The following is an 18,887-nucleotide window of genomic DNA, read 5'->3' on the forward strand; positions in this document are numbered from 1 at the left end:
CGTGCTGACTCTATGTCAGAGGCCACTTTGGCTGCCCGTTAGTCGATCCCTGAACGCGCACTCTACGCCCAGCTGCGCTCCGTCAGTCAGTAAGCTCTAGGCATGCAGATACGAGAGGCAACCGTGGAGGACCTGGCGGTATGTTGACGAGATCTGTGATGCCAGCGGCCGAGCACGCTGGGACTACCGGCTGGAAATGACCACCGACATCACCCGCAACTCCTGGGGAACCTACAGCCTTAAGGGAGCACTCGTTGCCTGAGCACTCAGAGATCATCGTGGACGCGGTTCGGATCCGGAGGGTTACTGCGGAATCCACTTTCGCGCTGGGAATCCTGTGTGTTCCGTCTCCCGGAAGTGACCGCCCATCGACAGCTGACATGAACTCAGCCGTGGCCGGATTACGGCTGCCAGATTATCCAGACCAGCGCTTCCACGCCGTACAGGTCAGTCAGGGGGTGGCTATCTACGTCTTCCCGGTGGATTCCCCGAAGCACGCAGTGCAGCTAGCCGAGAGTATCGCTGAGGCTGTCCGGCCACTGGGGTTTACCGGCGCCGTCACCGCCTGTGTCGACAAGGTCGGACTCAGGCCGCGGACCGGCCGTTTCGCCTACAGTGCGGCTATCTGCTCGGTGGACGCAGCGCGGGATAACGACAGAGTTCCGACGGCTTTTCAAGCCGTCAAGAAAAATTGGGACACCTGGGCAGTCCAGAACCCTGTTTTCAAGGGCATCGTTGAATTCGTGTCGGGCTGGGCCAAGACCAACGCCACCGGCCCTATTCTGGCTGGGCTCCACTTCACCATGTCCCGATGCGAACCGCACCAGGTGGCAGAGGTCATCATGCGATGCTGCGAGGACATCGGGTGGGCCGAGATGCTCTTCCCCACAGCCAGCGGAGACTGGTACGTCCACTTCACGATTGAAGGCTGGATAGTGGCAGGCACTGAAATAAGCGCCGGGAAGGGTGACGCCCTGGAGTCCCTGACTCACCTACTGGAAGGCATGGCGCCCCTCTACGACTACGCAGCAGTCGCAAAGGTTCACTTCGGACTCCTCACGCCCGTGAGCGTGATCAGCCAAAGGGGCTTCCCCTCGCCGCGCCAGGGCGAGCTGTCAGCCGATCATGCCGTTATGAAGGCAGCAGCCCCAGGCATCTTCGGAATACAGGTACTCGGGCCAGGACACCCCGACCTGAAACCGGCTGCCTATTGGGACGTCGTGCCACTGGGCTCCGGCCGGCGGATGTTCATCGCCCCAGCCGCCGAACGCTGGTGGTCAAGGATGGAAAACTTCCCACAAGAGGGTTTCGACACCCTTCGGGACGCCAACAGGGAACTTCTTGGCAGGTGGGCCTGACTTCTTACCCTGAGGGCCGCGTCAGCGGTGCTTGGTGACTTGTGAGAGGGTGCCCTGGGTGAAGTGGCAGTCGCGTTCAGCAACGCCGCTAACTGACGGGCTCGAACGATCGATGTGGGCAAGGCATCGGTTTGGTGGCCGATGACTACCCGTCCTCCGCCCAGTGACACCTGACCGAGGCACACCTGAACGGTAGAGCGGACCAACCGACTGCTCCAAGCGTCCGGTTGAGGATCCTCGAACGGGCGCACAGTGCTCCTTCTTTCGGCGTCCGATCGGATTCGTGTGCGGACCACGCAGAGTTCGGCGTGGCATTATGGCACGATGCTCACGGACGAGATTCAGCGCTGGGGAAAGGCCACATTCAGCGCCCCTGCATCGGTGAACGCCATCCAAACCTGCGAAGCACAACTGAGGAAAACTCCCCGGCCACCTTCGGCAACTCTTGGAAGAGACGAATGGCATTCAGGGTGAGTACGGTCTGGGTCTGCTCTGGAGCACAGAGCGGATCGCCAGAGATAACACCTACTTCCGGACCGACGCCGACTACCGGGAACTCTACATGCCGTTCCTAGGACTCGTATTCTTTGCTGACGCCGGCAACGGTGACCAGTTCGCCGTTTCTCTCAGCGGAAATTGCGAGATCTACGTCTGGAACCACGTGGACGACAGTCGGACATGGGTCGCGCCGACCGTCATGCGCTATCTCGAGGAATGGATGACCGGGAGACTCACAGTCTGAGGAGCCCGATCTCGACGGTGCTGTCTGAAGTTAGAGAATCCTTTGGGGATCCTTTACCGGACGTTACTGCGGGCCGAAGCTCCTGCAGCAGCTGCGGCACAGTTCCTTGTCCCGGTGAACCTGTTCAGGGCCGTTCCTTTCACGTGGCTTGGCCAGATACTCACCCACTGGCGGGAAGGCCGCACATATCCGGGTCCGTTACCGCCAGTTCAGTACGCTAAGGGGACTGCGGCGCGCCCGTGGGCCGCCATCAACGGAATTCAGAATTTAGTTCGGAGAGTTATGAAGCCGCTAGTTCAAACAAAGCTCAGTTCGACCAGGAGTTGGGTGGCTGTCGGTGCCGCAAAAGGCAGCCTCATTGGCGGGATCTTTATGACTTTCATCGTGCTAGCGGGAATCTTTTTGCCGTCTACCCATGCCAGCCCATGGGTGAGGGTGATTGTAATATCTGTTGCTGCTCTTAGCGGTGGTGCGATCGGAGCCTTGTTCGGGGGAATTGCACGACTGGCGCTCAACCACCCAGTCCGCAGCACTCCAAGATTGCTTTTCGCAGTTGCATCAGGATCCGTCATCTTTGTCTATCTCGGCTGGGCCCTAGAATTCTTCTCCACTAGCAACTGGCCTGGGCTCGCGGCCGCTGGCGGTGTGCGGGGCCGTCACGAGCGTTGTTATCCGCCGACAACTCCAAGTGACATGGGCTATTGGACCCCGCTCCAACCGCCCACTATGAAAGAGGTGTCTCCCACGATCGCGGCTCCCGGCTAGCCAGCGAGCACCGCCCATCAGCGGTAGATCAGGGACGCTCCGGCGCCCGTAAAGGGATCCTTTACCGTGTAGTCCAAATGGCCCTGTTAGGCCCTATTCGATGGCCTCGAGTCCTGCGCGGACTACAAGCGGCTGAACGTCATAACCCGTTGCGCGAACGCCCGACCAGTTGAGGCCCACCAGAATGCCATCTCGGTCGAGCCCATCAATCCACCGCGTGCGCCAGACGCTGAGGGGGATCTCCTCTACTTCGAAGGCGCGATACGCCGGAATGCTACTGATCACTTTCTCAGCTCTGCTTCGCAGCGACCAGAATGGCATGCTGCGTTCACCATCTCCATTGCGGGGTGCAGGGAAGCCACCTGAATCACGGATTCCCCACACTTGCTGGTGCAGGATGACCTCTTGGTAGAAGCGGCTCGCCTGGGCCGCGCTGATACTCACATGGCCAGCCTAAATCACTGCCCTTAACCGGCTACGAAGTGATGTCCCGTACCCGACAGCTGGATTTCGACGATGGGCGCCCGGTGGAGGATTCCTTCCGGACTCCGTGGTCACTTCGCAGCGGTGAGCAGCTTAATGGCGGCGAGCTCCAACTTCACCAAATCTGACTTGATCGCATTTATCTCTTGGTAGGCGGAAACCCGATCGTCCTGACTGTCCCTGCCTTTGGAATGAAGGACAGCGAACGCCTTGCCACCTCGGATCCTTCGCTGCGCCTCCAACGCGGGCAGTACAAGCGAGTCTTCGCCGGTGTGGAGCCGAAGCTTCCGAATATTGCGATCCACCGACTGAGCATTCTGGGTCATCTCTCTGCCGCTGTCGGTGTCCACCCATTCGATCCAATCCCGCTGCTTCCACTCGTGACCAGTGCTCGACATGACCAGGATCTGCATCGTATCTGCCCAGCGGTTCCCTGCTTGAACGAGGTCTGTGACAATCTCTCGCAGCTCGCTCTTCCTTGTGGCCTCACGCAATGCGGCGCCCTCTGCCTCGGAGCCGCTTAGCAACCGATCCTGCAGCATCTCCAATTCGGCACGTGAAGCACGCTCTGTGGCTCCCGGGCGGCGCACGAAGATCGTCCCTTCTGGAACCATGGGCCCCTTCGCCGCCTGATACGACTTCTGCAACAAGGCGATGCGGTCACCATCGCGCGGGGGCTCCACCGTTACTACGAGCACTGTCGCATCGTTGAATGTCAGAGTTCGAGCGTCCCAATAAGGCCATCCGTGCCCCGTGTAACGATGAATGGCGTTTAGGAGCTCTGCACTGTCGGGGACGCGTTGTCCTTCCAGCGAACCTGGTTCGACTCCGACTACGACGTAACCCACGCCCTCGAATGAGGCGGCCGCGACGGTGACGGGACGATTTGCCAACCCAAGAATTGCTCGACTGATGGCGAACGAGGCTTCTGTGCTGGTGAGGTCGCCGTATGCCGACTTCCATTCGATAGATCGGCTCTCATCCTCGGGCTCTGCCTCGAAGACAGCTTGAATGAGCGACCGTACTTGGTCTGGGGTGCGGAGCGCACGAGAGGTGTCAATTAAAAGAACCACATCCCGATCCTCCCAGTCATTCTGTGAAGTCGGTAGCCGAGCTGATCGCCCGTAAGCCGGTCGTTTACCGTGCAGCTGGGCAAGGATTTTTCTTTCGCAACCGTTGCTGGCCCCCATGTGCACGTATACCCCGCACGATGAAATGCACGGTGAAGGTGCCCTAACCGCAACGCTCCAGATTGTCTCTAAACCCTTGCGATATGAGACGTCTGACCGGCGGACAGGAGTGCACGACTGAAGTATCCAAGTTCTTGTGAGTTGGCGCAACTCGCCGTGCCAACCACTAGTTGTGAGACACATCGAATGCCGCCTATGGCCAGACAGTTTTGGACGAACGACTTCCGGCAGTTCGATCTAGCACTCGCCGCGCCAACGGCGGGCGCCATGCGTCATCACAAGTCCGGACCGGTTCGGGAGGTCATTCAAACCATTTGTCTGGCTTACGCAGTAGCCGGAATGTTCAGTACTGGCCCTTGATCACGAAGTAGGAGCCGCGAATGGTGCCGGCAAGCTTGGACTTCTGCCGCGCGAACTTGAAGCTGGATGCCAGTTCCCCCGGAACCTCCATGCCGTCGGAGAGCTTGAACCCGACCGCCCGCTTCGACCCCTCGTCGAGGCCGTACATGACGTTGATGGCTAGTCCGGACTCGTAGAACACGTACGCCATCCGCAGCCCGTCCACCTCAAACGAAGACACCTCCAGCGGCCTGGACGCAATGACCAGGTTCCGCTCCGTGGACAGGATGTTGTTCACGTACTCCACAACCTCAGGAGCGTCCCCCGCGGGCGTCACGGTGAAGTCATGGTCGTACTTGTTCTTGTAGTAGCGCGCCTCGTTGGCTCGCAACCCGGCGAGCGCGCCGGCAACCGGCGACGATTCCAAACCAACGGTGGACACATCTTTGAAATCCACGGTGTACGGCATGAGTCCTCCCTGGGGTGTTTACCCGCTCATCCTTCCAGACCCAGGCCGTAAACCGATCAAGGCACCGCCCTACGAGCCGGTGTGCCTGCCGGTGAGTTTGTCCAGGATCCGGTCCACCATGCCCACGCCCGGCCCCACGGTCTTATGGAACAGCTCCGAATGCGGTGCACTTGGGTGCGGCCTGGTGGGCGCCAGCTTCTTCGCGTTCTCCACCTTCTTCCCGATGTCCACGAGTTTCTCGTGCGGGATGTGCTCGCGGAGCTTCGGAAACTGATCGGCTTCCTCGTCCTTGGCGTGGTGGCTCAACTGTGCCTCGAGCTCGTTGACCAACTCCAGGAAGGCCGCCTCTGCCGGCTCGGCCTTTTCCAGCTGCTTCATCAGCTTGACGATGTCGCCGTGCTCCTTCTTGTCATGTTCCACTTCGTTGTGGCCGTCGGGCACATGGTCCTCAATGGCCGGGTACACGTACATTTCCTCGGCGACCGCATGGCGCATGACCTCCGCGATCAAGGTGTCAGCCAGGTCCCTGCGCTCACTTTCACCGGGCGCACCCTTGATCTGCCCGATCAGCGCGATCATGTCCTGGTGGTCGCTTGTCAGGATGTCCACGACATCGACGTTCGTTCCTGCGGAATTGGTATCACTCATGAGTAGGCCCTCCTCCTGGATCGCTTCGGATAAGCGACGCGAGAGGGCCAAACTACCACGCCCCACCAGCACGATCCATGGGAGAAACCCCAAAACGAGACCCCCTTGGAACGCATGTCAAAGCACTCAGGCACCGGTAGCGACACCAAGCGTGAGGGGCGCGCCGAAGGAGTAGGTCCCACCCTCCACGCTGTGCCGCGCACCATCGGGAAGCACGACGTCGGCCGCCACCCCGTCAGGGACGGTCGCCTCAAGCCGGAACTCCCCGCCGTCGGACGTCCACGAGACGCGGACCTCGCCATGCGGGGTCTTCAGGGAGGTCCTGGCCCAGTCGATCCCCTCCCCCGGCTGCGGGTGGATGAGGACGCTCGCGTACCCGGGCGCCAGCGGCCGGATGCCGCCGATGGCCTTGTGCATCCAGTCCGCCACCGCGCCCAGGGCATAGTGGTTGAAGCTGGTCATTTCGCCGGGGTTGATGCTGCCGTCCGGGAGCATGGAGTCCCAGCGCTCCCAGACCGTGGTGGCCCCCATGGTCACCGGGTACAGCCAGGACGGGCAGCCCTCCTCCAGCAGCAGGCGGTATGCCTCGTCCACGTGGCCGGTGTCCGTCAGGGCGTGGGTGATGAACGGTGTCCCGGCGAACCCGGTGGACACCCGGTAGCCGTTGGCCCGGACCAGTTCCGCCAGGCGGTTGCCCGCGAAGTCCCTCAGTTCCGGCGTCAGGAGCACGTCGAAGGCGATCGCCAGCGCGTAGACCGTGGTGCAGTCGCTGCGGATGGTGCCGTCGGCCGCCACATAGTGCTCGGCGAAGGCGTTCCGCACCCGGTCAGCGAGGGCGTTGAAGTGGGCTTCGTCGTCGTGCTTTCCCAGGAGCCCGGCGGCCTGCGCGGTGAGGCGCGCGGTGCGGTACATACAGGCGGTGGCCACGACGGCGGTGTCCGCCTTGGCCGCCCATGGCTGGTCCGGCGCGGCGTCGGGATCCAGCCAGTCGCCGAACTGGAAGCCGGAGTCCCACAGCCCGGCAGGTGAGAGCAGGCCTTCGACGCGGCGGGTGTGCGCGGCCATCGATTCATATTGGTTCTCCAACACGGAGTGGTCCCCGTAGGCCTCCCACAGCGCCCACGGCACCCACACCGAGGCCTCGCTCCACAGCGCTGAAGATTCAGGAGCGGGGAATTCCGGCGGCTGCGGGCAATACTTCAGGGCGTCCGGAACGGTGATGGGGACCAGCCCGTCCTGTGCCTTCTGCTCGGCAGCGAGGTCCAGCAGCCAGTCCTGCAGGAAGCCTTTCACGTCGTAGAGGTAGGCGGCGGTGGGCGCGAACACGGCGATGTCCCCGGTCCAGCCGAGCCGCTCGTCGCGCTGCGGGCAGTCCGTGGGCAGGTCCAGGAAGTTGCCGCGCAGGCCCCAGACGATGTTGCGGTGCAACTGGTTGACCAGGTCGTTGGAGCATTCGAAGCTGCCGATGCGTTCCAGGTCGGAGTGGACCACCACGGCTTCCAGGTCATTCGGCATCAACGTTCCGGGCCAGCCGGTAATCTCGGCGTAACGGAAGCCGTGGAACGTCTTGGTGGGCTCGAAGGTGTCCCGGCCGCCGGAGAGGATGAAGGTGTCCGTGGCCTTTGCGGAGCGCAGCGGGCGGACGCCCAGCTCGCCGTCTTCCAGTACCTCCGCGTGCCGGACGGTGACGGCCCGGCCTGCCTCGCCCTGCACGCTGAACCGCAACCAGCCCACTAGGTTCTGGCCGAAGTCCACCAGCGTCTTCCCGCCGGGTGAGGTGAAGACTTTGACGGGACGGACGACGCCGGCACGCACCACGGGCGGGCCCACCGGCTCAGCCAGGCGGCCGCCGTCGAACGCCAGTTCCCGCACGCCGGTCCAGTCCGTGCCGGAAGCGAAGCCTGGCTCCGCCCAGCCTGCCTGGAGCCGGCGGGCGTCAATGGTCTGCCCGTCATAGAGATCGTTGAAGATGGTGGCTGAAGGGCCGGCCTGCCAGCTGGGGTCCGAGGCGACTGTCTGGACGTGGCCGTCAGCAAACTCGATGTCCAGCTGCCCGAAGAACCCCAGTTCGTTGCCGTACAGGTTGGACAGTCCGTGCCAGGCGAGGCGGCCGCGGTACCAGCCATTGCCCAGTTCCACGCCGATCACGCTGGTCGGTTTGATCAGCGCCGTAACGTCGTAGCTGCGGTACCGGAGGCGCCACTCGTAGGAGCTCCACCCCGGGCTGAGCACGTCCGGGCCCACGGGCGCGCCGTTGATGAACGCCTCGTAGACGCCCAGGGCGGTGGCGCGCAGCGTCGCCTTCACCACGGCGCCGTGCCCCTCCTCGAGCGTGAACTCCTTGCGGAGCAGCGGGGCGCCGTCGAAGTCTTCTTCGGGCGTGATCATGGCGGCGTGCCAGGGGGTGGAAGTCATGAATGAAGCGGTCCGTTCTGTGTAGCGGGTATCAGGTTAGGAGTGGGCGGCAGTGACAGCAGATACAGCCTCCTGCTAGAGCGGTATGACGTCCAGCGCCTTCGGCGCGATGATCTCGCCCTGGTAGCCGATGGCTTCCGCCGCAGGCGTTGCCATCGCAAGCCAGACAGCGGGTGGGTGCGCAACCGGCGTGTAGTGGCAGAAGACCAGCTTCTTGGCCTGTGCCGCCTGCGCGACAGCCGGGAGGTCAAGGACGCTGGAGTGTGCTTCGAAGAGATGCTTCTTCAGCTCCTTCCCACGGGGGTGGGGAAGTTCGGCTGCAATGCGTTCGATGGCGCTGTTGTCCTGCGTTTCGTGGACCAGCACGTCGCATCCCCTGGCGATGGCGGCAAGGTTTACGTCATGGGCGGCGGTGTCACCCGAAAAGATGATCACCTTGCCTGTTCTCTTAACCGAAAACCGGTAGGCATAGGCATCGGCCACTTCCGGACCGTGGAACACCCGGGTGGCATCAACACGTACGTTGTCGTCTTCCATGACAGGTACGATTCCGCCGTCCAGGGGAACCTCAACGTCATGTCCGGCCGGTGCCGTGAAGTTTCCGAAGCCACCACCGGCCTGAAAGAGAGCGATTTCGTCCTCAAAGCCGGCCAAGAGATTGGTCGCTTTCTGCTTAGCTCCTGGCGGCCCCCAGATGTCCACGGCCGGAAGGGGCGGCCGCGCTGTCCAGCCGTGCAACAGGAGTCCGGGGAGCCCTGAGGTGTGGTCCAGGTGATGATGTGTGATGAAAATGCCCCGGATCCCGGCGAATCCCAATTTCGCATTGAGCAGCTGACGGGATGTGTCCAAGCCGCAATCAACTAGGTACACAGCGTCGTTGACCACCAGCGCCAAGGCAGGTTTGGCTTCGTCAGGGGCCAGAACGGGGCCACCGTTGACTCCCAGCATGACAATCCGATCGCTTGTTCCATCCGGCTGCTGTTGCTGCTCAGTCATCGGGTCTCCACTTCCAGGTTGAATGCTGTCTTTACGGTGGTACAGGAAGCCGCACCTCCGGAAATGCCGGCGTTGATCCGCTCAGGCATAGTGGCAGGCAACGTCCGCACTGCCCACCTTGCGCAGCGCGGGCCGTTCGGTGGCGCAGAGGTCCGTGGCCAGCGGGCAGCGGAGCCGGAAGGGGCAGCCGCCGGGTCCGGGAACGGCGGCGGCGCCGGTGCGGACGCCCAGCGCCTCGCGGGCTTCGCGCCGGGCTGCCTGCTCGGCGGGCCTCGGCACCGGGGAGGCTGCAACGAGGGCCTGGGTGAAGGGGTGCTTCGGGTTTTCGGTGACAACAGCGGCCGGACCAGATTCCATCACCTGGCCGCGGTAGAGCACCACCACGCGCTGGGCCAGGAACTGCACCACTGCGATGTCGTGGGCAATAAACAGGTAGCTCAAGCCGCGTTCGTCGCGGAGGTCGGCCAGGAGGTTGAGGACCTGGGCCTGGGTGGAGAGGTCCAGGGCGCTGACGGCTTCGTCGCAGACCACCAGTTTCGGGTCGCAAATCAGGGCGCGTGCCACGGAGATGCGCTGCCGCTGACCGCCGGAGAACTGGCTGGGGTACCGGTCCACGGCCTCGCGCGGCAGGCCGACGCGTTCCAGCATGTCCTCTGCCTTGGCCCGGGCCTCGGCCGGAGAGGCGCCGCGGAGCCGGAGCGGTTCGGCCAGGGACGTGCCGATGGTGTTCCGCGGGTTCAGGGAGGAATTGGGGTCCTGGAAGACGGCCCGCAGCTCGCCGCCCAGGGTCCTGCGCTGGCCAGCGCCGGCGGAGGTGATGTCCTTGCTCTGATAGGTGATGGACCCCGCGGAGACCTTTTGCAGGCCCAGGATCGCCTTGCCGATTGTGGATTTGCCGGAGCCGGACTCCCCCACCAGTCCCACCGTCTCTCCAGGGGCGATGCTGAAACTGACACGGTCGACGGCGGCGGGTGCGGCGGCTGCCTTTCGGCCCCGTCCGTAGCGGACCACCAGGTCCTTGACCTCCAGCATGGGAGTGGCGGGGGGCTGCGGCGTGGGGTCGCGGCGTTCCGTGACAGCAGTGCTCATGCCAGGTCCTTTTCAACGATGTGGTCTTTTGTGGGGGTGACTTCCAGCTGGCGCGCGGCGGGAACGTCCGTGGCCAGCCAGTCCATCCCTTCGACGGCGAGCTGGTCGGCCTTGACGCACCGCACCAGGCCTTCTCCCGCACCTGAGGGCAGCAGCGGAACCGGTTCCAGGCAGGCGGAGCCGGCGAACTGGCAGCGGGCGGCGAACCGGCAGCCGGTGGGCCAGTCCTTGGGCTGCGGCACCTGGCCGTTGATGGTGGCCAGGCGTTCGGGCATGCTGTCCGCGTGGTTGGCGTGCGGGTCCGCTGCCAGCAGGGCAAGTGTGTAGGGGTGGCGGGGGTTGTCCAAAATGGCTGCGGTCTTTCCGTTTTCCACCACCTGGCCGGCGTACATCACGGCTACCTGGTCGCAGATGTCCGCCACCACGCCGAGGTCGTGGGTGACCATGACGACGGACATTCCGGTGTCCTTCACCAGGGTCCGGAGCAGGGAGAGGATTTCGGCCTGCACCGTGACGTCAAGTGCGGTGGTGGGTTCATCCGCCACCAGCAGCTTCGGCCGGCCGGAAAGCGCCAGGGCGATGGCCACGCGCTGGGCCATGCCGCCGCTGATCTGGTGGGGGTAGGTCTTCAGGATGCGGGCGGCATCGACGATGCCCACCTTTTCGAGGAGGTTCAACGCCTCCGCCCGTGCCTCGGCCCTGCCCATGCCCCGGAGCCGGCGGATGGTGGCGGTGAGCTGGTAGCCAATGGTGAACATCGGGTCCAGGGCGCGCATGGGTTCCTGGCTGATCAGCGCGATCTCACGGCCCCGGACGGCTTCCATGTCTTTCTCCGTGGTGGCGCCGAGGTTCCTGGCATTCCACAGGATCTGGCCGCCGGCGACGGAAACCCCGGAGGGCAGCAGTCCCAAGAGGGACAGCGCGGTCATGGTTTTGCCGCAGCCGGACTCCCCCACCAGCCCCAGGACGGTTCCGGGCTGGACGTCGAAGGAGACGTCGGTGACCAGGCGGACGCCGTTGCCTGCACCCGTGCTGTCGACGGCGACCGAGAGGTTGCGGACGCCGAGCATCCCCTTGGCTGGGTCCCCGCCTGAGAGGCCGGGGGCGGCCGCGATCGCGGCGACTGCTTTCGCCCGCTGGCGGCGGGCCGCCGCCGACGGCAGGTGCGGGGCCGCGGCATTGGGCGCCTTGCCGAGTGCGTTGCCGATGGCGTTGGCCGAGAGGACCGTCAGGGCCAGCACGGCACCGGTGGGCACCATCATCCAGGGGGCGTCATAGACGTGCTGGGAGGCGGCTTGGACCATACCGCCCCAGCTGGGCTGCGGAATGGGCGGCCCGAACCCGATGAAGGCCAGGCCGGCCTGGATGAGCATGCCCACGGCGAAGATGAGCGCGGCCTGCACCACGATGGTGTTGGCCAGGCCCGGGAGGACGTGCCGGAGGCTGATCCCCAGCGGACTGGTGCCATCCACCTTCGCAGCGTCCACGTAGAGCTGGGACTGCAGCGACTTGGCCTGGCCCAGGATCACCCGGTAGATGCCGGCGGACATTAGGATGCCCAGGATGGCCATGACCACGGGGATGTTGGTGCCCACCGCGCCGATGACGGCCAGGATGATCACGGTGCCCGGGAGGGACATCATGATTTCGGTGACCCGGCTGATTACGGCTTCGGTCCGCTCCCCCGCGCCTGCGGCGAGCATGGCCAGGACGGTGCCAAGTCCGACGCCGACAATCACCGTGATCAGCGACGTCCCCAGGGTGCCGGCAGCGGCGGCGAAGATGCGGCTGAGGATGTCCCGGCCCAGTTCGTCGGTGCCCAGCCAGTGCGCGGCGGTGGGGCCGGAGAGGACGGCGGTGAAGTCCTGGTCTTCGGTTTTGAACGGCAGCCACAGCGGCGCGGTCAGGGACGCGACAACCAGCACGGCCAGCCAGAGGAGTCCGGCCACGGCACCCGGCGAGCTGAAGAGACGGTGCCTGGAAAACCTGGCGAGTGCCGCCTTGCCGGCGTATGGCACCGGGGCTCCTGCCGCCGTCGTACTTCCTGTCTGGTCCGCGTCCGCGGGGGCCGGGGCAACTGTGGGGATCATGAGGCACGCAACTTCGGGTCGAGGAACTTGGTGGCGAGCTCCAGCACCAGGTTGACGGCGACCACCACCACGGTGGCGATCACCACCACGCCCTGCACGGCGGGGGCGTCGTGGGTGCTGACGGAGGACTGGACGGCCTGGCCCAGGCCGGGCATCGCGAACAGCTGCTCGGCGATGACGGAGCCGCCGAACAGGCCGATGAACTGCAGGGCGATGCCGGCGACGATGGGCAGGCTTGCGTAGCGCAGGGCGTGGACGTAGAGGATCTTCCAGGTGGGGGTGGCTGTGGCGCGCAGCGTGCGGATGTGCTCCTGCTGCAGCGCTTCCAGCATGGACGCCCGGGTCTGCCGGGCGATGAAGGCGGCGCCGCCCACGGCCAGGGTGATCACCGGCAGCGCCAGGGACATCGCCCAGTCCTGGGGTGACACCTCGAACGGAACATATCCCGTGGCTGGGAACACGGAGGACTGCACGGCGAAAAGGTAGACGAAGATAACGCCCACCCAGAAGGCCGGCAGGGCTACGAGGAGGCCCACGAAGCCACCAATCACCTGGTCCAGCAGCCCGCCGCGGACGGCAGCGGTGACGCCCAGGGCGATGCCCAGGACGGCGCTGAGGATGGTGGCTCCGGCGGCGAGCGAGGCCGTGACGGGCAGCCGGCTGGCAAGGTCTGCACTGAGTGAGCGGCCGTCGATCAGCGAAACGCCCAGGTCGCCCTGGATGGCGGACGCGAGCCAGGTAGCGAACTGGGTAACCAGGGGGTCGTTCCAGCCCAGCCGCTGGTTGACCTCGTCGATGGCTTCCTGGGAGGCCCCGGCCCCCAGGGATACGGCCCCGGGACTGCCGGGCATTGCGTGGACCAGCAGGAATGCCAGCACCGCAACCACCAGCACGGTGGCCAGCGCCATCAGCAGGCGCTTGGTGATGAATAGTGCCATGGTGACCTCCATCGGTCAGGCCCTGCCCGCCGGCCCTCCTCTTGATGGGGAGGGCCGGCGGGAAGGTGCGGGTGTTAGCTGGCCGGGGCGTAGGACGAGAGGAGCGGGTAGGCGTTGGTGCCGGCGAACTTCACCGGGGACACCTTCTTGGTGTTGTAGCCCTGGTTGGTGAGCGCCTCGTACAGCGGGATCATCCAGCCGGACTCCACCAGCCGGGTGTTCAGCTTGGTGGCGGCGGCCTTGACCGCGGCGTCGTCCTTGGCTGCGGCAAGTTCGCCGGTGGCGGCGCTGAGCTGGTCGTCGGTGGCCTTCTGGACATTCGTGAAGCCGTTGAGGATAGCGCCGTACATCACCCCGACAGGGTTGTCCCAGTTCAGTGGCGCGTAGCCCAGGGGCGTGGTGGCGACGGCGGCGAAGGCTTCGTCGGTGGACGCGGCCATCTTGACGTTCATGGTGATGCCGACGGCGGCGAGGTCCTTCTGGACGGCCTGCAGGTCCGTCTGGGTCTGGGCGCCAGCGATGATGGTGAACTCGAAGCCGTTGGGATAGCCGGCCTCGGCCAGCAGGCTCTTGGCCTTGTCCGGGTTGTACGCGAACTTGGTTTCGAGGTCCTTCGTGAAGCCGGCGGAATCCTTGGGCAGGGCGTTCCAGGCGGGAATGTCACCCTTGTGCAGGGCGTCCACCAGGGCCTGCCGGTTGATGGCGTACTGGATGGCCTGGCGGACCTTCTCCTGGCCGAACGCCGGCGCGGTCTTGCCGGTCTTGTCGAACGAGATCATGGTGTTGACGGTGCCGCCGATCTGGGTGACACCGACGCCCTTGGACTTGGCGAAGTCCACGGTGTTCGAGGTCAGCATGGCAACGTCCGCCTGCCCGGAGACCAGGGCGTTGGCCCGGGCCTGCGGGTCCATGACAACGCTGAAGACCACCTTCTTGTAGGCGTACCTGGAAGCCTCCGCGCTCTTGTCGTTCTTCACCAGGACGTACTTGTTGCCCTTCACCGTGGACGGATCCAGGGTGTACGGGCCGGAGCCGTCCGGAGTCGCCGCGAGGCTGCCCGTGTCGGTGACGCCGTTCTTGCCCACGATCATGCCCGTGGTGGAGGCGAGGTTCTTCTCAAAGCCCGGCTGCGGCTTGGCGAAGGTCAGGGCCACCTGGGTGGGGCTGACCACGTCCACGGAGGTGATTTCCTGTGCGCCGCCCTTTGCCACGGCGGAGTAGGCGGTCAGCGCAGGATCGGAGCGTCGGTCCAGGTTGGCCTTGACCAGGGCTGCGTCGAGCTTGGAACCGTCGGTGAAGGTGACATCCTCCTTGAGGGACAGCGTCAGGACCGTGTTGTCCGCGTTGTAGCTGAAGGCCTTGGCCAGGCCGGGGCCCGTGGAGCCGTCCGGCTGGAGCGTCATGAGGCTGTCGTAGAGGCCTTCGAAGAACTGGCGCTGGGCTGCCGAAACGCGCAGGGGGTCGTAACCGAAAGATCCCGAGTCACTATCGATGGCCAATGTAAGGCTGCTGGTATCAGCCTTGGCGGAGGCTTGGCTGGACCCGCCGCCGCAGCCGGCCAGGGAACCGATCAGCAGGGCACCGGTCAGGACGGCAGCGCTGCCGCGTGCGGTGGTGGTCATAAGTTTCATCTAGTGCGCCTTCGCATTCTTGACGGTTGCAAACGGAGGAAATTCAGGGGACCGGGGGTCTCCGGCTCCCTACAAGAATCCGGCGGGGCCGACTGGGCCAAACATGAGAATGTCATTGATTGAAAAAGTATTGTGGCGGCGGTCACGTGGCTCGACAGGATGGAGGCAGGCAGTGAGGCCTAGGACGTCTGCGTGCGTCCATCATGAGAGGAATCCCTATGACCAACCCGTTTCCGCGCAACTTTCTTTGGGGCGTTGCCACCGCCGGCCACCAGGTGGAAGGCAACAACGTCAACAGCGATATCTGGTTCCTGGAGCACCTTCCGGGCAGCATCTTTGCCGAGCCCTCGGGGGACGCCGTGGACCATTACCACCGCTACCGGGAGGACATCGCCCTGATTGCCGGCCTTGGTTTTACCACTTACCGCTTTTCCCTGGAGTGGGCCCGGATCGAGCCGGAAGAGGGCCACTTCTCCGTGGCTGAACTGGACCACTACAAGCGCGTGCTGGAGACCTGCGTGGAGCACGGCCTCACCCCGGTGGTTACCTTCCACCACTTCGCCTCACCTCTTTGGCTGCTGCGTTCGGGCGGCTGGGAGGGCGGGCGCACGCCGGAGCTCTTCGCGCGGTACTGCGACCGGGTCATGGCGCACCTGGGCCACCTGATCGGCGTCGCCTGCACCCTGAACGAGCCCAACCTTCCCTGGCTGCTGGAATCCTTCGGCATCGGCGGCGAGGCGCCGGAAAACCGGGGCAAGGTCCCCATGTGGGCTGCCGCGGCCCAGCGGCTCGGCGTTGACGCCAGCACCGTGGCGCCGTTCCAGTTCTGCTCCACGGAGGCGGGCTTCAACGTCAAGCTGGCGGCACACCGCGCCGGCACGGCAGCCATCAAAAAGCACCGCCCGGACCTGCAGGTGGGCTGGACCCTGGCGAACTCGGACATCCAGTCGATTCCCGGCGGTGAAGAAACCGCGGACCGGGTGCGCCGCGACGTGAACGAACGCTTCCTGGAGGCTTCCCGCGGCGACGACTTCGTGGGCATCCAGACCTATGGCCGGACTGTTTACGGCCCGGACGGCCACGCTCCCGCGCCGGAGGGCGTTGCCACCAACCAGATGGGCGAGGAGATCTACCCGCAGGGGCTGGAGGCAACCGTCCGGGAGGCCTGGCGGGTTGCCGGTGTCCCGGTGATCGTCACGGAGAACGGCCTGGCGACGGAAGACGACACCCAGCGGGTGGGTTACCTCAAGACAGCGGTCGACGGCGTTGCCTCCTGCCTTGCCGATGGCATCGACGTCCGGGGTTACATCGCCTGGACGGCGTTCGACAACTTCGAGTGGATCTTCGGCTACCGGCCCAAGTTCGGCCTGATCGCCGTCGACCGTTCCACCCAGGAGCGGACACCTAAGGAGAGCGCCCGCTGGCTGGGGAGCCTGGCAGGGGAGCACGCTGCACCCCAAGTCACCCTGCCCGCTTAATAACGGGAAATTGGGCCGGATCTCCGCAGGAGATCCGGCCCTTGTCTTGCGCCCGGTTAAGCCTGCAGCCGGAGTTTGGCGACAAAGTCGGCCATGACCAGTCTGGTGTCCACCGAGGTATACCTCCGCCGCTGGGGCTTCGCCGACGTTTCGACGTACGTGGACGTAAGGTCATCCAGTCCCGTCACCACCAGGGGTGCGCTATCGCCCAGGCACCAAAGTGGGCCGAACTTCACGAAGTCAGGCACCTCCAGGCTGTTGAAGTGCTCCCAGAGCCACGCGCCTGCCGGGCCGGCGTTCCTGAAGGCGTGGTCGAGCTCAGCCACCGGGACAACAACCTGCCGGTAGGTTTCCGCCGGAAACTGCCATAGGGCCAAATCCCGGTTGCCCAACACAAAGTCTGCGGCCGCGGGATCCGTGAAGTAGTTGTACTCCTCCTCATCCTTCTCGGCGCCGCCGACCCACACCAGGGTGAATGAACGGGCGACGGCGGGCTCCAGTAGCAGCGCATCGGCAACGTTGGTCAGGGGGCCGGCACACACGAGGAGCAGCGGAAGGTCTCCCACGGCGCCGGCTGCGTCAACAATCGCCCGCGCAGCAGGACTGTTCCGCGGTTGCCCTGTGAAGGGAATGTCCGGACCGGCGTGGATACCTGCCAGGCCGGGCAGCTTAAGTACCCGGAGAAGATCCTCCGCGAGGTCCGCACCGGCCTGCGCCATACCGCAAGGCGGCCCAAACATCGGGTTGGTCAACGAACTGGTCACCGCCACGATTTTGTTGGCGGGCGACATCGCGTGGTGGGCCAGGGCAACCAGCCCGTCCGGGTCGCCCGCCCAGTCATTGTCGATCACGACGCGGCAGCGCGGCTCAATGCGGATCATGTCCATCGCGGAATCCTCTCAGTCGTACCGGAAGTCCAGCCAGGCACTTTTCATCTACCGGAAGAAAGCCCTGTCCACCCCGGGCATGGATTGCGAGGACGCCAGCTTTCCCCCGGTTGCACTCCAGCTGCCGGGGGTTCGTGGAAGAAGACAGTATTCCGCGCTCCTACCGGGACGGTACTTTTGGGCACTTCGAGGGGGCGGGCCGTCCAGGTGGTCCGCATTACCGCCGCTTTGAGAAAGATTGCCATAACGTGGACTTCCCGCAGCCGGAGACTCCCATCACCACGAGCGGCGGAAACTGCCCGCTCACCGGGTCTCCCCCTCACCGAAGCTGAGCAGCACCTTGCCGGAGCTGGTGGAGTCCTTGGCCACTTCAAAGGCGTGGAGGGCGTCTACCAGCGGGAACTGGTGCGTGATGACGGGCTCGATGTGCAGGGAGCCGTCGGCGAGGGCAGCGATTACCTGGTCGATTTCGTTGTTGAAGCGGAAGGAGCCCTTGAGGTCCAGTTCGCGGGTGATCGCCAGCGAGATGGGCACCGGCTGCATGCCGGTGGGCAGCAGCCCCACCATCACTACGGTGCCGCCGCGCACGGCGCCCTGAATGGCCGAGGCCAGTCCGTGGTGGCTACCGGAGGATTCGATCACGACGTCGGCCTCCACGGCGGCGATGGCTTCAGTGTCTCTAGCGTTGATCACCTGGTCCGCCCCGACGGCCTGGGCGATCTCCAGCGGCTTGGGATGGAGGTCGACGGCGGTGATCCGGGCGGCGCCGGCACGCTTCAGGACGGCGACGGCCAGGGCCCCGATGGGGCCGGAGCCGATGACCAGCGCGGTCTTTCCGCGGACGTCCCCAGCGCGGGAGACTGCGTGCCAGGCAACGCTGGCGGGTTCGATTAGGGCGGCGGTCCTCAGGTTCATGCCCTCGGGAAGGGGCCGGAGCATCCGCACCGGCAGGGTGACGTAGCGGCTGAAGGCGCCGTCCGTGTGCGGGTAGCGGGCTGCGCTGCCCAGGTAGGTGCATCCCGGTGAGAGGTTGGGCCTGTCCGCAGGATACTTCGCAGCGCCGGGGCCCGGGGTTGCGGGGTGGACGGCGACGGCGGTCCCGGCCTGCGGCCCTGCTCCGTTGGCTGCCGGGCACACCACCACGCCGGAGATCTCGTGGCCCAGGACCAGCGGCGCCTTGAGGATGGACTCCCCCGCGGCGCCGTGCAGCCAGTAGTGCAGGTCCGACCCGCAGATGCCGCCGTACAGAACCTCTACCACCGCTTCGTCGGCCGCCGGCTGGGGCAGCGGCACCTCGTCGATGCGCAGGTCCCCGGCGGCGTGGGCCACCAGGGCCGGGACGGTTGCCGGGAGTTCTTCAGTCATTGCA

General features: G+C 64.9%; 15 protein-coding genes. 3 read left to right on the forward strand and 12 right to left on the reverse strand.

Features of this window, described 5'->3' with window-relative positions:
- Positions 1–458: 458 nt before the first annotated feature.
- On the forward strand, positions 459–1,358 hold the full coding sequence (locus FBY30_RS18430; protein WP_142134057.1) for a hypothetical protein: 900 nt from the start codon (positions 459–461) through the stop codon (positions 1,356–1,358).
- A gap of 445 nt (positions 1,359–1,803) precedes the next feature.
- Entirely contained in the window at positions 1,804–2,100 is a 297-nt protein-coding gene (locus FBY30_RS18435; protein ID WP_200830719.1) for an SMI1/KNR4 family protein, read from the forward strand.
- An 858-nt stretch (positions 2,101–2,958) separates the two neighbouring features.
- Here the strand turns inward: FBY30_RS18435 and FBY30_RS18440 are convergent.
- From FBY30_RS18440 to FBY30_RS18485, 10 genes are all read right to left on the reverse strand, one after another.
- The gene (locus FBY30_RS18440) at positions 2,959–3,309 is read right to left on the reverse strand and encodes a DUF2750 domain-containing protein (protein ID WP_142134059.1); all 351 of its coding nucleotides are present in this window, start codon (positions 3,307–3,309) and stop codon (positions 2,959–2,961) included.
- A gap of 110 nt (positions 3,310–3,419) precedes the next feature.
- The gene (locus FBY30_RS18445) at positions 3,420–4,421 is read right to left on the reverse strand and encodes an RNA-binding domain-containing protein (protein WP_142134061.1); all 1,002 of its coding nucleotides are present in this window, start codon (positions 4,419–4,421) and stop codon (positions 3,420–3,422) included.
- 460 nt (positions 4,422–4,881) lie between these two features.
- On the reverse strand, positions 4,882–5,346 hold the full coding sequence (locus FBY30_RS18450) for a phage tail protein (protein WP_142134063.1): 465 nt from the start codon (positions 5,344–5,346) through the stop codon (positions 4,882–4,884).
- Between the two features lie 69 nt (positions 5,347–5,415).
- Positions 5,416–5,994, reverse strand: coding sequence for a hemerythrin domain-containing protein (locus FBY30_RS18455; protein WP_142134065.1), 579 nt, complete (start codon positions 5,992–5,994; stop codon positions 5,416–5,418).
- Between the two features lie 126 nt (positions 5,995–6,120).
- Entirely contained in the window at positions 6,121–8,409 is a 2,289-nt protein-coding gene (locus FBY30_RS18460; protein WP_142134066.1) for an alpha-L-rhamnosidase, read from the reverse strand.
- Positions 8,410–8,484: 75 nt separating this feature from the next.
- On the reverse strand, positions 8,485–9,405 hold the full coding sequence (locus tag FBY30_RS18465) for an MBL fold metallo-hydrolase (RefSeq protein WP_142134068.1): 921 nt from the start codon (positions 9,403–9,405) through the stop codon (positions 8,485–8,487).
- A gap of 81 nt (positions 9,406–9,486) precedes the next feature.
- Positions 9,487–10,494 (reverse strand): oligopeptide/dipeptide ABC transporter ATP-binding protein, encoded by a 1,008-nt coding sequence (locus FBY30_RS18470; protein WP_142134069.1) that lies wholly within the window; start codon positions 10,492–10,494, stop codon positions 9,487–9,489.
- The gene (locus FBY30_RS18475) at positions 10,491–12,584 is read right to left on the reverse strand and encodes a dipeptide/oligopeptide/nickel ABC transporter permease/ATP-binding protein (protein WP_142134071.1); all 2,094 of its coding nucleotides are present in this window, start codon (positions 12,582–12,584) and stop codon (positions 10,491–10,493) included. The genes FBY30_RS18470 and FBY30_RS18475 overlap by 4 nt, the downstream gene beginning before the upstream one ends.
- A complete protein-coding gene (locus FBY30_RS18480) occupies positions 12,581–13,534 on the reverse strand; it encodes an ABC transporter permease (RefSeq protein ID WP_142134072.1) in 954 nt (317 codons plus the stop codon). The genes FBY30_RS18475 and FBY30_RS18480 overlap by 4 nt, the downstream gene beginning before the upstream one ends.
- A gap of 62 nt (positions 13,535–13,596) precedes the next feature.
- Complete coding sequence (locus FBY30_RS18485) at positions 13,597–15,153, reverse strand: ABC transporter substrate-binding protein (RefSeq protein ID WP_142134073.1); 1,557 nt, start codon at positions 15,151–15,153, stop codon at positions 13,597–13,599.
- Positions 15,154–15,371: 218 nt separating this feature from the next.
- On the opposite strand from FBY30_RS18485, the gene FBY30_RS18490 reads away from it, so the two are divergent.
- Positions 15,372–16,631, forward strand: a complete 1,260-nt coding sequence (locus tag FBY30_RS18490) for a glycoside hydrolase family 1 protein (protein ID WP_142134075.1) — start codon at positions 15,372–15,374, stop codon at positions 16,629–16,631.
- A gap of 56 nt (positions 16,632–16,687) precedes the next feature.
- Here FBY30_RS18490 and FBY30_RS18495 read toward each other — a convergent pair whose 3' ends face one another.
- Both FBY30_RS18495 and FBY30_RS18500 read right to left on the reverse strand, forming a co-directional pair.
- Entirely contained in the window at positions 16,688–17,518 is an 831-nt protein-coding gene (locus FBY30_RS18495; protein ID WP_142134076.1) for a nucleoside hydrolase, read from the reverse strand.
- Between the two features lie 303 nt (positions 17,519–17,821).
- Positions 17,822–18,883 (reverse strand): L-idonate 5-dehydrogenase, encoded by a 1,062-nt coding sequence (locus FBY30_RS18500; RefSeq protein WP_142134078.1) that lies wholly within the window; start codon positions 18,881–18,883, stop codon positions 17,822–17,824.
- Positions 18,884–18,887 lie beyond the last annotated feature (4 nt).

Origin of the sequence: Arthrobacter sp. SLBN-83, assembly GCF_006715285.1 — a bacterium.
Taxonomy (GTDB): domain Bacteria; phylum Actinomycetota; class Actinomycetes; order Actinomycetales; family Micrococcaceae; genus Arthrobacter.